Here is a 13,161-nt window from a genome sequence, read left to right on the forward strand (position 1 = left end):
AGTTATGAAGATAGAAAGAATTGATAATGTTATAAAGGTCAGATTTGACCAGGAATGCAGGCTTACAGCTCCACGGATATTTCAGTATGACCGGGGACAAAGAATAGAGTTCCTTGATATTCCTGATGGAGTTGAGGTTCAGTTTTCAAATGATGATACAGACAAAACATCAAATAAGATTATTACAGACAGTCAGGTAGAAATACCTGATTTTTTAATTGCCATGAATGGAACAATAACGGCATATTTGCAGTACATTGATGAAAACAGCCAGACCACTAAGAAGTTTCTGGTTATTCCTGTGCAGGAGAGAAAACAGCCGGAGGAATACATTTCAGAAGATGATGAGCCGGGATTTAGAGCAGACATGCAAAAGATAATGAATGATACAAAATCCATAGCCGAAGACCTCCAAAAACGAGTGGATAATGGCGAGTTTAATGGTAAAAACGGAGATGATGGAAAATCAGCTTACGAGATAGCAGTAAAAGGTGGTTATGAGGGCACAGAAAAGGAATGGCTTGTTTCTCTTAAGGGAGAACCCGGAAAACCGGGGGCAGACGGAAAACCGGGCAAAGACGGAGAACCCGGAAAACCCGGAGCAGACGGAGAACCCGGAAAACCGGGGGCAGACGGAAAACCGGGAGCAGTACCACTGTACAACGCAGAAACAAGCTATGTTGAATTTGTATCGGAAAATGACTATGAAAAAATAACAAATGAAAAAATTGAGGAATTAATCAACGACTATGTAGGTGTAGGAGGTAGCAATGACTAGCATATGGGAAATAGAGAGCCTTGTCAGGCTAAAGGACAAGCTAAAAAATATATTAATTGACAGACGTGTTGATGTATCTGATGATAACTTAAATACATTAGTGGATAAGGTAAATAGAATTGGTAATAATACAGTTTTTAATTCTTTTCTATCTGATAGTATTTCTAATTATTATAACGATGAAATTACATCATTAAAAGAGTATGCCTTTTACTGCAACAGGTCTATGGTTGGAACTATTGAGCTTCCAAATATAATATCGATAGGCATGTATGCTTTAAGTAGTATGCCAAACGTAAAAAAAATAATAGCTAATAAATTGGAATCTTTTAATGGAAATAATACTTGTTATTCTTCAAGTTTTGAAGAAATAGAATTTAGAAATCTTACAAGAGTGAATGCTAATGATTTTATTGGATGCAATAAATTGAAAAAGTTATATATTCCTAAAGTGTCCTTCAATGGAAATACTTGTATTTCTTCGACTTCTTTAGAATATGTATGTGTTAAAGCAGAAAATTATTTTGCAACAAATTCTTTGTCTGTCAAATCAAATTTGGTTATGAAGATTATAATAATAAATTACATATCGAAAGTTGTTCCATGTTCATCATTAGCAAATTTCCCCAATTACGCATTAACAGAAGGTGATTGTTACATTTATGTTCCTAGAGATTTATTAGAGAGCTATAAAATAGCAACTAATTGGTCAACTTATGCAGATAGGTTTAGAGCAATTGAAGATTATAAAAACGAAATATGTGAGGTGTTTCCGCTGTTTGAAGAAGATTATGCAGGAACTTGGGATGAAAGTGAGGTATTAGAATGATAATAACAGAAAAAACAACAATTAACGGAAAAAAATTTAAACATACATATTCCGACAAAGGAATGAAGATTAAGCGAGACAACGTCATGTATGACGAAGCATACGACCCGGTAGGTTTCGACAGAGAATATGAAGAAACAAACATCCCAATAGAAAGCGAGGTAGAAGAATGATAGCCAAAGGAATGGTTGATGCAAACGGAAATCAAATACAGTTCAAACCACCTGACTGGGAACTAATACTTGATAAAACACTGCCGGCACAGAGCAGTGATGGAACATTATTGAATTTTGAAGATTTAGTACTTGACGGAACATATAAGGAATTAAGATTTATAACTGTAATGTGGACATCAGCTTCGGGAGCAGCAATTCTGTATGTGAATAATGGTACAGAACCAGTAGTTACATTACAGGGAGTGCTTACAACAAATGCAACTTTTACTTACGACTTCATATTGCAGGATACTGACTTACCTGGAAGATACTTGCTTTTAACTGGTGAAAGAACAATGAGTGGTGCTAAAGCAATAAATTCTGAGGTAAAGAAATACCAAAATTCGGGAAGTGATGAAACAATTCCAATAGTAGCAGACATCAAAAACTTAAAACTGAAATTTGAGTCCGGCTGGACTAATACGTCAGCAAGATATGTAAGAGTATATGGCAGAAAGTAGGTGTTTTATGGAAAAAATTAGAGATGTTGGCGGCTAAAAAAATGTACCTTTAGTACAGTAATAGTGTCTTGACAAGAAAAACAATAAAGAAAAGAGGTAAAAGAATATGGATAAGGCAAATTTATTGAAGAAAATAGTGGGAGCAATAAGCAGTGTGTTGTCATCAATGCTTGAAATATTGTACATTCCTGTACTACTCCTTGTAACTTGCAACGTGGTAGATTACACAACAGGTTTAATCGCAGCTAAATACAGAGATGATGGAACTATCAGCTCATATAAGTCTTTCCAGGGGATTTTTAAGAAAATTTCCATGTGGATGCTTGTAGTTGTAGGTGTTGTGGTTGACGAGTTGTTGAAGTACACAACAGATACCATAGGGCTTAAATTTCCATTTCAGTTTTTAATAGCTTGTATAGTTGCCGTGTGGCTAATATGCAATGAATTAATATCAATATTAGAGAATATCAAGGATGCAGGTGTTAATATACCTGCTTTTTTATTGCCACTGGTTAAGAATATTAAGTCACAGACAGAAACAAGTGTGAACATGGAGAATGAGGATAAGGAGAAATAGAAAATGGCAAAGAAAAAAATAACGACTAAAAGGTTTAGAGCATCTGACAAAAAAATCTACACAATTTACAGGTATTTTGCATCTGACAACACATTTTTCTGTGCAAAAAGAAAGTTGAAAAGAGCAAACGTCAGATACATTCCTATTCACAACACAGGAAACAAGGGTAGAGACACAGCTTATGCAAATGCAAATTATTTCTATAACAATAAAAAAGTATACGCAGGAGCACATTTCATCATTGATTTAGATGGAATAATCTATCAGAGTGGAAGATTAAGTGATGCGTGCTACTCAGTTGGTGGAAATAAATATGAAAACTGCTACAAAACAGGTGGTGGTACATATTTTGGAAAATGCAATAACTATAATCAGGTATCTATTGAGTTAGCCGGTATTGTTGACAATAAACCAACTGCAAAGCAGATAGCAGCAACTAGAGCAGTGATTGAATACATTCAGAAGTATTGCAGAAAGGCAAAGACAATAATTAGGCATTTTGATGTAACTGGAAAAGATTGTCCACACAGATTTTCAGGAATAGCAAATGCAAAGGCTTGGCTGGAGTTCAAGAAGAAGATTAAATAATGTAAGGCATCAAGGAAACTTGGTGCCTTTTAGTTAGTAAAAAACTGTCAAAAAACTGCCACAAGCGAAAAGCTCCAAAAGCTTTAGCAAGAACTAAGAGTCTTGGAAAATTCAAAAAAGGTCAGAGACTTGCAATAGATAAGGTTCAGGGTAAGTTCTACCATGTGATGAGACATGATTGTTGGGTGTACAATGTAAACACAAAAACCTGTAAATAAATTGAAATAGGTTTTCACTTATAAACTTGTTTTAGGTCAAATGGTACTAAAACGGTACTAGAAAAAGTTAAAAATGCAAAAAATATGTGTAAAATGTGAATATATATCAATTAGAAACATTGAAAATAATATAAAAACATTAAAAACAATCATATCTAGTTAGGTTGCTACAATTATTGAATAATTAACGTTATCAATGAATAGAGCGCAAGCTCACTATAAATAAAGAAAACCACGGTCGTGTTTACACGAAACCGTGGTTTTCCTTTGTTTATAGGGCTCGCAGGCATTCTATGAATGACGCGAGCTTATTGATTACGCAGTAATCAATAAGATATGCTTGTGCAAAAATATAGGCATTCCCGAAATTTTAAAGAATGCACTGAATATTAAATAATAATATAGCAGATAGAGTGAAAAATAACTGTTATAATCAGAGATAAATGGTGAAAATTACGACGTAGGAATGTTGATAAATATTAAATTTAGGTATTACATTAAATAGAAAAATATGTTATACTTCCCTAGCAATTTTATTATGGTTATTATTGGAAACGCACAATCCTCCGGGATGATAACGAACAACACATTAGTTATAAGTTATCGATAGGAGGATTTTTTATGCCAAAAAACAAATTTCAGGATGTAATATTTACAATTATTATGGCTACAATGATGGTTTATGGAATGGTTGTGTATAATGTAGCACTTAATACATGCAGTGTAACAGGGCAAACATTTATTAGTGCAACCCATGAATTGCCAATTATGGTGCCTGTGGCTTTTGTATTAGAATTTTTCGTAGTGGGGAAAATAGCTAAAATATTAGCCTTTACTGTGATGAAAACAAGCGACAGACCACAGATTATAACATATGCAATTTCAATTTGCATTTGTTGTATAATGTGTCCAATAATGAGTTTGGTTGCTACCATACTGTTTAAGGAAACAAAAAGCTTTGGGACATGGATACAGACATGGGCAATGAATTTCCCAATGGCAATATGTTATCAGATGTTTTATTGTGGTCCTTTTGTAAGGCTTATATTTAGAATGATTTTTCGTGAAAAAAATCACGAATCATAAAAATGATGGCTTTACATAAAGATTGTTTACAATCAGAAACCCATGACGAAGGAAAAAATCCGAATCCTATGCAAAAGGAATGTCGTGGATAAAAACAAATGTTAAATTAGTTATGGATGAGTCAGATGAAACCATCGCTGACTTAATAACTGACGGATGTAATATGGGCGTTAAATCTTTGAATGAATATCTTAATCAGTACAAAGCCGCTGATGAGAAGACTAAAGATATTGCAAAACGCTTAGTTAATATAGAAGAGAGTTTTGCCATTGACATAAGAAAATATTTATAGTATTTTAAGCAAAAAGATAAATTATAAAGAAAGGCAAATCTTGAAAAAGGACAATAAATTAAAGAAACAAAGGATTATAATAGCAATTGTTTTTATAATAATTATTGGCTATGTGGGAGTATACTTAAAGGGCGTTCCCTGTATTATTAAATATTTCACAGGTGTTTCATGCTTAGGTTGCGGAATGACCAGGGCGTGGTTAGCAGCACTAAAATTAGATTTTTCAATGGCATTTTATTATCATCCGTTATTTTTTATGCTGGTGGTGATTTTAATTATTATACTAAATAGAAAAAGACTAAAGCCAAAAGCTTTGTCGTGTATTATATGGACTGTGCTGATTTTATTTGGCATAGTCTACATATATAGGATGTTTACACCTAATGGCATAGTGGTTTTTCAGCCGGAAAAGGGGCTGTTATATAAAATATTTAATAAATGAAGTTGCTTATTTTGGTATGTAGAATGGCAATTTATACTTTGGATGATTTCATTAAAATATGTTGGTAGGAATGATTTTACCGGCATATTTTTTTATGTAAAATCATAAGAATAAAAAATGTAGGAAATTACTCCATATAACACTTTCGTGTGATGTGGGGGAAGGTTTGCCTATGTTATTATTTTATTAACACCACAATTATTGGAAGGAGAGTGAACATTATGAAAGAAAAAATAGTTGCAATTATATTATCACTTACAATGATAATAGGTTTAGGTGGAACAATGCATACACCTGCAAATGCAGCAGAAACAAAGTCAGTATCAAAGCAGGTTAATGACATTTTAGATGCAAAAAATGCAGATGTTACGGCTAATTTTAAGGCAAATGTAAAGGGAGAGGAAGTAGCTGAACAGCTTTATAGAACTTTTAGACAGTTAGCTTTTGATTATAACAGTGATTATGGTTCATATGAAGATGGAAAATTGGTTTTAACTAAAGAAGGTGAAGCATTTTACAACCGGATGCTTAAATTAGGCATTGCATCAGGTTTAAATGAAGATGGCGAACCTATTGGAGCAGATGTTTTAGACTTAAAGGGAACAGTAAAATCATCAGTTATTGATTCACAGAATTTTAATTTAGATTTATATCTTCAGCTTGCAAAAGGAAAAAATGCAAAGGCAATTTCATTAAATTATAACAATGGAAAAATTAAAATTAATTTAGGCACATTAGTTTCATTTGTGAAGGAATATACAGGAAGAACTGTTAATGATATTTATGATGCACTGGAGATACCTGCCATAGAAGAGCTTACACTTAATGGAATAAACGAATTAAATAAATACTTAAAGTCAGAACTTGGAATTCGTGAAGTATTATCTTATACAGTGTATACAGAGGAAGATGGTGAAGACGTGGCTGATAAAATAGGATGTATTAAAGATGTGAATTATGGAGAAAAAATGTATCCAAACTTTAACATATCCAGTGAGCAGTTAATGAGTACAGGTAAAGATTTATTGGCATTGGTTCTTAATACAGCTGACTATACTCTTGGTAAATTTGAAACAAAGTCAGGTACAAAATCAACTATTAGTGTAACAGAAAAAAATGCGACAGAGTTAATCAAGAGACTTAGTCTGGCATTAGGAAACAATGCGGAAGTTATAATAAATAGTGCAGCAGATAGATTGTTTGCATTACCTGGATTTGATGAAGTAGCTAAATCATATCCAAAGGGATACTTAGATGCAGTGAAGAAAGAAATGGTTTTCCAGGTTAAAAGTATATCCAGAAACTTAGATGCCTTAACTAAGGAAGAAGAAGTGAAGGATGAGGGAGGAAACATAATTAAGTACATCCCAATTGAAAAAGCAATTGAAATGAACAAAGTCAAGGCATCTGCTAATTTTACTGCTGACACTAAGGGTAAAAAAGGTTCAAGAGATGCACTGTTTACAGGAAGTATTAAATTCGCATCAGGAGAGGGTAAAGAGGCTACATCTGTAGATATTTCATTTGATGTATCAGTTAAGGAAAAAGGAACAAAGAGTAACGATACAAAAACTTCTGTTAAGAAAGTTAAAAAGGGAGATATTGTAAAGGCTAAAAGTGGTACTTATGTAGTTACATCAACATCAAAGAAAACTGTTTCTCTTAAGGCAGCTAAAAATAAAAAGACTGTAAAAATTCCTGCAACAGTAACAATTGGTAAAGATAAATACAAGGTTACTGCAATTGGAAAAAAGGCATTTAAGAATTGCAACAAAACAAAGAAAGTAGTAATTGGAAAAAATATTGAAAAGATTGGAAAGAAGGCATTTAGCGGAATTAACAAGAAAGCTACAATTAAGTGTCCTAAGAAATCTTTAAAGAAGTATAAAAAAATGATTATGAAAAAATCTACAGGGTACAAAAAGACTATGACAGTTAAATAATCGTTAGTAAATAAAGTCGTAATCCCGGTCATTGGTGGTGTATGTGACCGGGGTTATTTTATGTAAAAATAGAAATAGTAAATGCACATACGTAGTTAATAACTGCATAAATGTATAGTGATTTATATAGATGTAAGTGGTGGAAATGTATATGAAACTTATATTGAAACGAAAAAAAGTGAAGAGTTTAGTAGTCTTGTGTACAATTGGAAAAGTGAATTTGAAAAGTTTGCTCCGACCCTTAATTATTCCATAGTTGTTGGAACGGCAGAAGAGAGAAAACAGATTAAGTGAACTCTGGAGCGAATTTGACTATCTTATGCCGGGGCTTCATTGAGTAAAGAGGAACTTCTGGAGTTATTGTCATAAAGATGTATTGCAAAAGAGTTTCAATGGAGTTACCATAAAATATACGGTATTAAGGTATAAAAGTACCGTTACAGGAGAAAGAACAATGATTAATAATATTGAATTAAGAAGATACGAAGTAAGGGATATTCCTGAAATGGTTAATATTTGGAATGAAGTTGTTAAGGAGGGAAATGCTTTCCCACAGGAAGATTTACTGACAGAAGAAAAGGGTAAGATATTCTTTGAGAGACAGAGCTATTGTGGAGTAGCAGTAAACAAAGACACAGGAAAAATACTGGGAATGTATATTTTGCATCCTAATAATGTTGGAAGGTGTGGACATATTGCTAATGCAAGTTTTGCAGTTTCATCAGAAAGCAGAGGACTTCATATTGGTGAAAAAATGGTGCGTGACTGCATACAACAGGCACACAGGGAGCAGTTTAAAATTCTCCAGTTTAATGCAGTAGTGGAATCAAATATGCATGCAATACATTTATATGAGCGAATTGGCTTCAAGCAGCTGGGAGTGATTCCCAATGGCTTCAAGGTGGATGAAGGAAAATATGAAAATATATGTGTGTACTATATAGAAGTGTAGTGGTGGGAAAAATACAATGAAAGTAATAACATTAATTGAGGACACCCCGGAGGAGATGGAGTGTGATTTTGAACATGGTTTGGCATTATATATTGAAATTCAACAGTATAAATTGTTATTTGATACGGGAGCCACAGGCAGATTTGTGGGAAATGCCGCAAAATTAGGAATTGATTTAAATGAAATTGACAAGGTTATTATAAGTCATGGGCATTATGATCACGCAGGTGGTTTGCTTAAATTTTGTGAGATAAACAATCATGCACAAATTTATATGCAAAAAAATGCAACAGAGGAATGCTATTACAAAGACACATATATAGGAATAGATAACAGAATATTGAATTTGCCGCAGCTTAAATTAGTAGATGGAAGCTATAAAATAGATGATAATTTATATTTGCTTTCTAATGTACCCACAGAAAAGAGAAATATAAAATTTCTAAGAAAAGTGGATGGAAAAATTACAGAAGATGATTTTTCCCATGAGCAAAGCCTTGTAATATGTACAAAGAAGGGAAATGCCCTTATATCAGGGTGTGCACATTGTGGAATTATAAATATTTTAGAGGCATATAAGAAGAAATTTGCCAATGAGCCAATGGTAGTAATCAGTGGCTTTCATATGTTTAAAAACGGTGGGTATACTAAAGAAGAAATAGCAAATATAGAGTCTATTGCAAAAAAATTAAACAAGATGTACACTATTTTTTATACCGGGCATTGTACAGGGGATAAAGCTTATGAGATAATGCATAAAATTATGAAAGATAAATTAAAAGCCATTCACACAGGAAAAATAGTGGAAATTAAAGAGTGATTATAAGAAAAAGGCTTCCAGCCGGGAGGTAGAACAATTAGAAATCTGGGATATCATTTAGAATCCCTTGCAATTGTAGACGGGATGAATGCAGATACCGGAGAGATAGAGTTCAGGCAACAGTAGAAAAATAAATATATGTAAAACGTAATACTATAAAATAAAACAGGAGGCAGTATGTGTACCGCAGCAACATATAAAACAAAGGATTTTTATTTTGGAAGAACATTGGACTATGAGTTTTCATATGGCGATGAAATTGCCATAACTCCGAGAAATTATCCAATTAATTTTAGACATACAAAGGCTTTAGATAATCACTATGCCATAATGGGCATGGCGTATGTTGTAGGGGAGTATCCTCTATATTATGATGCAATTAATGAGAAAGGTCTTGGAATGGCAGGGCTTAATTTTGTTGGAAATGCCATGTATCAGGAAGTTAAGAAAAATGAAACCAATGTGGCTCAGTTTGAGTTTATTATGTGGATTTTGGCACAATACTCCAATGTAGATGAGGCAAGGGAGGCGCTGTCCCATATGAATCTGGTGGCAACACCTTTTAGTGAGCAGTTGCCTTCTGCACAGCTTCATTGGATAATTGCAGATGAAAAGAGCTCAATTACAGTGGAATGTATGGCAGACGGACTTCATATATATGATAATCCCGTGGGAGTTCTTACCAACAATCCACCCTTTGATCAGCAGATGTTTATGCTAAACAATTATATGAATTTATCTCCTAAACAGCCTGAAAATAAGTTTTCAAAGGATTTGGATTTTAATGCCTACAGTCGTGGAATGGGAGCTTTGGGGCTTCCGGGGGATTTGTCATCAGCTTCAAGATTTGCCAAGGTTGCCTTTACCAAAATGAATTCCGTATCAGGAGATGGCGAAGAGGAAAGTGTCAGCCAGTTCTTCCATATTCTAGGCTCTGTTGACCAGCAAAGGGGATGCTGTGAAGTGGAAGAAGGCAAGTATGAGATAACAATTTATACTTCATGTTGCAATGCAACCAAGGGGATTTATTATTATACAACCTATAACAATCATCAGATTACCGCAGTGGACATGCACAGGGAAAAATTAGATGGGGATAAGTTAGTACGGTATCCGTTAATTACAGGAGAGCAGATAAATTATCAGAATTAACTAATTAAATCTAACACATTTGCTAAAATATATATAGCGACCTTCCGGGGAAAATGGTATAATTACTGTTATATAAATTATGTGTTTCGGATAAAATCGAATAGGGAGGTGCTAGTTATGATTCTTACATTTTTAGGAGCAGACCATGAAGTTACAGGAAGCTGTCATTTTATTCAGGTTGGTGACAAAAAGGTACTTGTGGATTGTGGAATGGAGCAGGGAAAGGATATTTATGTAAACCAGGAACTGCCGGTTTTAGCAGGAGAAATCGATTACATTTTTCTTACCCATGCCCATATTGACCATTCAGGTCTCATTCCACTGATGGTGAAACAGGGATTTAAAGGACAGGTGTTTGCTACCAGAGCTACCTGTGATTTGTGCAACATAATGCTTCGTGATAGTGCACATATTCAGGAGTTTGAGGCAGAATGGAGAAACAGAAAGGCAAAGAGGTCTGGTGAGGCACCTTATGAACCCATATACACTATGGATGATGCTGTGGCAGCCTGCGAGTTGTTAGTTCCGGTGGACTATGACAGTATGGTGAAAATCTGCGATGAAATCTCCGTGAAGTACGAGGATGCGGGACATTTGCTAGGTTCTGCCAGCATTAAGATGTTTTTAACTGAGGGAGAGGAAAAGAGAACAATTATTTTTTCAGGGGATGTTGGAAATATTAATAAACCTATTATTAAAGATCCTACGCCTATGGATGGTGCTGACTATGTTCTTATTGAATCAACTTATGGTGACAGATTACACGGAGACAGACCGGATTATGTGGGAGCTCTTGCCAGAATACTAAATGAAACCTTTGAGAGAGGTGGAAATGTAGTTATTCCGTCTTTTGCTGTAGGCAGAACTCAGGAAATGCTATATTTCTTAAGAATTATAAAAAAAGAAAACATGGTTCCCGGATTCCCTCATTTTCAGGTTTATGTTGACAGTCCTTTAGCGGTGGAAGCTACAAACGTGTTTAACAATAATATAATAGACTGTTTTGATGATGAAACCATGGAACTTATAAATCAGGGAATTAACCCACTGAGATTTGAGGGATTAAATGTTTCCGTAACAACTCAGGATTCCATTGCCATCAATGAAGATATGAAACCAAAGGTTATTTTATCGGCATCAGGAATGTGTGAAGCCGGCAGAATCAGACATCATTTGAAGCATAACCTTTGGAGGGAAGAGTGTACTGTTTTGTTTGTGGGATATCAGGCAGTAGGTACTCTTGGAAGGTCACTTCTTGAAGGCGCTAAGTCAGTAAAACTTTTTGGTGAGGAAATTGCAGTAAATGCCCACATTGAAAATTTAAAGGGAGTAAGTGGTCATGCAGACCAAAAAGGACTGATTAACTGGATGGAATCCATGATGAAAAAGCCGGATAAGGTGTTTGTCGTTCATGGAGAAGATCAGGTGTGTGATACTTTTGCAGAACTGTTAAGCAAACAGCATGGTTATGATACATATGCTCCATATAGTGGAACAGAGTTTGATTTAATATCCGGTGAGTTGATTAAAGAAGGTATTCCACAACGAATCGCTGAGAAGGCAAAGAAACGCAGGGCTAATGGAATTTACGACAACCTTGTATCAGCAGGTAACCGTCTTATGGCTGTTATTAAGAGAAATGAAGGTGGAACCAATAAAGATTTGGCAAGATTCACCAGTCAGATACAGTCTCTATGCGATAAGTGGGACAGATAAAACAGAAATTTAGAGAAGATATATAAATAGGCAGTTAGAATGTGATTTGAACACGTTCTGACTGCCTGTTTTGCTGTTGCTTGTTTAACTACAGTGTTTCATATTTTCTGATTACACCTAATCCAATAGGATGTGGGCCGGTATGTACGCCGGATACGATACCAATGGCAACATTGGTTTCAGAATTAAGTTTAACTCCAAGAGTTTCCTCTACATCATTCATAAAGCTGACACCTTCTGTTTTGTCATATCCGTATCCTACGGAAACCACGAAATTGTCTTTTCCGTTTTCATCAAGATAAGCCTTAGCTGTTGATAAAACCTTAGCCTTAAGTTTATTTCTGTTTCGTCCGATACCCCCAAGGCTGATATCTCCATCTTTCATTATAATAACAGGTTTAACGTCGATTTTGCTGGCAATAGATGCAAGCTTACCGATACGACCACCCATTTTTAAATAGTCAAGAGAACCTACTGTAAAGAAAATACGGGCGCTTGCCATTAAAGGCTCTAATTTTTTTAAAGAATCTTCAAAGGAAATTCCTGCATCACGCATTCTAACCATCTGGTCAATAATAAGAGCCTGAGTTACGGTATTTTGCTTAGAATCAATAACAGTAATGTTAGCATCAGGATTTTCTTCCTCAATCATTTCCTTTGCATTCATTGCTGAGTTATAAGAACCACTGAAAATAAGAGTAATGGTAAAGCAAACAACAGGAATACCCTTGTCAGTAAATTCCTTAAAAGCATTGTAATAGCTGTCAACACTTGGAAGGGAAGTTTTAGGGTAAACTCCCGGATTTGAAACCATTCTCTCATAACATTCATCTCTTGAAATATCTATGGAATCCCTGTAATATGTCTCTCCATCAAATGAAACTGAAAGAGGAACTATTGTAATATCGTGTTCTGCAATATACTTTTTTGACAAATCACAGGCACTGTCACTAATTATCTTATACATAGACTTGTAAAACTCCTTAACATAGTATTTAATACTACATAGTATATCATATAAAAAACATTAATCAATATTATTTTTATCAAAAAACAAAATTTTACCACATAAGTTGTAAGATATATGCTAAA

At 34.5% G+C, this 13,161-nt stretch carries 16 protein-coding genes and 1 pseudogene; 16 read left to right on the forward strand and 1 reads right to left on the reverse strand.

Features of this window, described 5'->3' with window-relative positions; genetic code table 11:
• Nucleotides 1-4: 4 nt before the first annotated feature.
• From DWW68_RS13425 to DWW68_RS06610, 16 genes and pseudogenes are all read left to right on the forward strand, one after another.
• A complete protein-coding gene (locus DWW68_RS13425; protein WP_158576820.1) occupies nt 5-778 on the forward strand; it encodes a collagen-like protein in 774 nt (257 codons plus the stop codon).
• Nucleotides 771-1,607 (forward strand): leucine-rich repeat protein, encoded by an 837-nt coding sequence (locus tag DWW68_RS06550; RefSeq protein WP_118590366.1) that lies wholly within the window; start codon nt 771-773, stop codon nt 1,605-1,607. Before DWW68_RS13425 ends, DWW68_RS06550 begins: the two co-directional genes overlap by 8 nt.
• Entirely contained in the window at nt 1,604-1,780 is a 177-nt protein-coding gene (locus DWW68_RS13430; protein ID WP_158576821.1) for a hypothetical protein, read from the forward strand. The genes DWW68_RS06550 and DWW68_RS13430 overlap by 4 nt, the downstream gene beginning before the upstream one ends.
• Entirely contained in the window at nt 1,777-2,283 is a 507-nt protein-coding gene (locus DWW68_RS06555) for a hypothetical protein (RefSeq protein ID WP_118590369.1), read from the forward strand. Before DWW68_RS13430 ends, DWW68_RS06555 begins: the two co-directional genes overlap by 4 nt.
• Nucleotides 2,284-2,389: 106 nt before the next feature.
• Nucleotides 2,390-2,860 carry a phage holin family protein gene (locus DWW68_RS06560; RefSeq protein ID WP_118590372.1) on the forward strand — a complete coding sequence of 157 codons (471 nt, stop codon included), beginning with the start codon at nt 2,390-2,392 and terminating at the stop codon, nt 2,858-2,860.
• Nucleotides 2,861-2,863: 3 nt separating this feature from the next.
• Nucleotides 2,864-3,448: a peptidoglycan recognition family protein gene (locus tag DWW68_RS06565; RefSeq protein ID WP_118590373.1), complete on the forward strand. Its 585-nt coding sequence runs from the start codon at nt 2,864-2,866 to the stop codon at nt 3,446-3,448.
• 839 nt (nt 3,449-4,287) lie between these two features.
• Complete coding sequence (locus DWW68_RS06570) at nt 4,288-4,752, forward strand: DUF2798 domain-containing protein (protein WP_021951835.1); 465 nt, start codon at nt 4,288-4,290, stop codon at nt 4,750-4,752.
• Nucleotides 4,753-4,831: 79 nt separating this feature from the next.
• The gene (locus DWW68_RS06575) at nt 4,832-5,044 is read left to right on the forward strand and encodes a hypothetical protein (protein WP_347497910.1); all 213 of its coding nucleotides are present in this window, start codon (nt 4,832-4,834) and stop codon (nt 5,042-5,044) included.
• Between the two features lie 40 nt (nt 5,045-5,084).
• Complete coding sequence (locus tag DWW68_RS06580) at nt 5,085-5,486, forward strand: DUF2752 domain-containing protein (protein ID WP_118589804.1); 402 nt, start codon at nt 5,085-5,087, stop codon at nt 5,484-5,486.
• A gap of 221 nt (nt 5,487-5,707) precedes the next feature.
• A complete protein-coding gene (locus tag DWW68_RS06585; protein WP_158576822.1) occupies nt 5,708-7,429 on the forward strand; it encodes a leucine-rich repeat protein in 1,722 nt (573 codons plus the stop codon).
• Between the two features lie 117 nt (nt 7,430-7,546).
• A complete protein-coding gene (locus DWW68_RS13435; RefSeq protein WP_158576824.1) occupies nt 7,547-7,723 on the forward strand; it encodes a hypothetical protein in 177 nt (58 codons plus the stop codon).
• Nucleotides 7,724-7,883: 160 nt separating this feature from the next.
• Nucleotides 7,884-8,381, forward strand: a complete 498-nt coding sequence (locus tag DWW68_RS06590; protein ID WP_199641192.1) for a GNAT family N-acetyltransferase — start codon at nt 7,884-7,886, stop codon at nt 8,379-8,381.
• 16 nt (nt 8,382-8,397) lie between these two features.
• Nucleotides 8,398-9,201 (forward strand): MBL fold metallo-hydrolase, encoded by an 804-nt coding sequence (locus tag DWW68_RS06595; RefSeq protein ID WP_118589802.1) that lies wholly within the window; start codon nt 8,398-8,400, stop codon nt 9,199-9,201.
• Nucleotides 9,202-9,207: 6 nt separating this feature from the next.
• Nucleotides 9,208-9,327: pseudogene (locus DWW68_RS13710) on the forward strand (xanthine phosphoribosyltransferase); the annotation flags it as partial.
• 51 nt (nt 9,328-9,378) lie between these two features.
• On the forward strand, nt 9,379-10,353 hold the full coding sequence (gene bsh, locus DWW68_RS06605; protein WP_118589801.1) for a choloylglycine hydrolase: 975 nt from the start codon (nt 9,379-9,381) through the stop codon (nt 10,351-10,353).
• A gap of 117 nt (nt 10,354-10,470) precedes the next feature.
• A complete protein-coding gene (locus DWW68_RS06610) occupies nt 10,471-12,069 on the forward strand; it encodes an MBL fold metallo-hydrolase (RefSeq protein WP_118589800.1) in 1,599 nt (532 codons plus the stop codon).
• Nucleotides 12,070-12,157: 88 nt separating this feature from the next.
• On the opposite strand, the gene DWW68_RS06615 is transcribed toward DWW68_RS06610, so the two are convergent.
• A complete protein-coding gene (locus DWW68_RS06615; RefSeq protein WP_118589799.1) occupies nt 12,158-13,036 on the reverse strand; it encodes a DegV family protein in 879 nt (292 codons plus the stop codon).
• Between the last annotated feature and the right edge of the window lie 125 nt (nt 13,037-13,161).

This window comes from Eubacterium sp. AF16-48 (genome assembly GCF_003479405.1).
In the GTDB taxonomy this organism is placed as follows: domain Bacteria; phylum Bacillota; class Clostridia; order Lachnospirales; family Lachnospiraceae; genus Eubacterium_G; species Eubacterium_G segne.

What these genes read in the sequence shown, in the direction of transcription:
- DWW68_RS13425 (WP_158576820.1), top strand. Translation starts at nt 5, where the DNA reads ATGAAGATAGAAAGAATTGATAATGTTATAAAGGTCAGATTTGACCAG.
- DWW68_RS06550 (WP_118590366.1), top strand. Translation starts at nt 771, where the DNA reads ATGACTAGCATATGGGAAATAGAGAGCCTTGTCAGGCTAAAGGACAAG.
- DWW68_RS13430 (WP_158576821.1), top strand. Translation starts at nt 1,604, where the DNA reads ATGATAATAACAGAAAAAACAACAATTAACGGAAAAAAATTTAAACAT.
- DWW68_RS06555 (WP_118590369.1), top strand. Translation starts at nt 1,777, where the DNA reads ATGATAGCCAAAGGAATGGTTGATGCAAACGGAAATCAAATACAGTTC.
- DWW68_RS06560 (WP_118590372.1), top strand. Translation starts at nt 2,390, where the DNA reads ATGGATAAGGCAAATTTATTGAAGAAAATAGTGGGAGCAATAAGCAGT.
- DWW68_RS06565 (WP_118590373.1), top strand. Translation starts at nt 2,864, where the DNA reads ATGGCAAAGAAAAAAATAACGACTAAAAGGTTTAGAGCATCTGACAAA.
- DWW68_RS06570 (WP_021951835.1), top strand. Translation starts at nt 4,288, where the DNA reads ATGCCAAAAAACAAATTTCAGGATGTAATATTTACAATTATTATGGCT.
- DWW68_RS06575 (WP_347497910.1), top strand. Translation starts at nt 4,832, where the DNA reads ATGTCGTGGATAAAAACAAATGTTAAATTAGTTATGGATGAGTCAGAT.
- DWW68_RS06585 (WP_158576822.1), top strand. Translation starts at nt 5,708, where the DNA reads ATGAAAGAAAAAATAGTTGCAATTATATTATCACTTACAATGATAATA.
- DWW68_RS06590 (WP_199641192.1), top strand. Translation starts at nt 7,884, where the DNA reads ATGATTAATAATATTGAATTAAGAAGATACGAAGTAAGGGATATTCCT.
- DWW68_RS06595 (WP_118589802.1), top strand. Translation starts at nt 8,398, where the DNA reads ATGAAAGTAATAACATTAATTGAGGACACCCCGGAGGAGATGGAGTGT.
- bsh (WP_118589801.1), top strand. Translation starts at nt 9,379, where the DNA reads ATGTGTACCGCAGCAACATATAAAACAAAGGATTTTTATTTTGGAAGA.
- DWW68_RS06610 (WP_118589800.1), top strand. Translation starts at nt 10,471, where the DNA reads ATGATTCTTACATTTTTAGGAGCAGACCATGAAGTTACAGGAAGCTGT.
- DWW68_RS06615 (WP_118589799.1), bottom strand. Translation starts at nt 13,036, where the DNA reads ATGTATAAGATAATTAGTGACAGTGCCTGTGATTTGTCAAAAAAGTAT.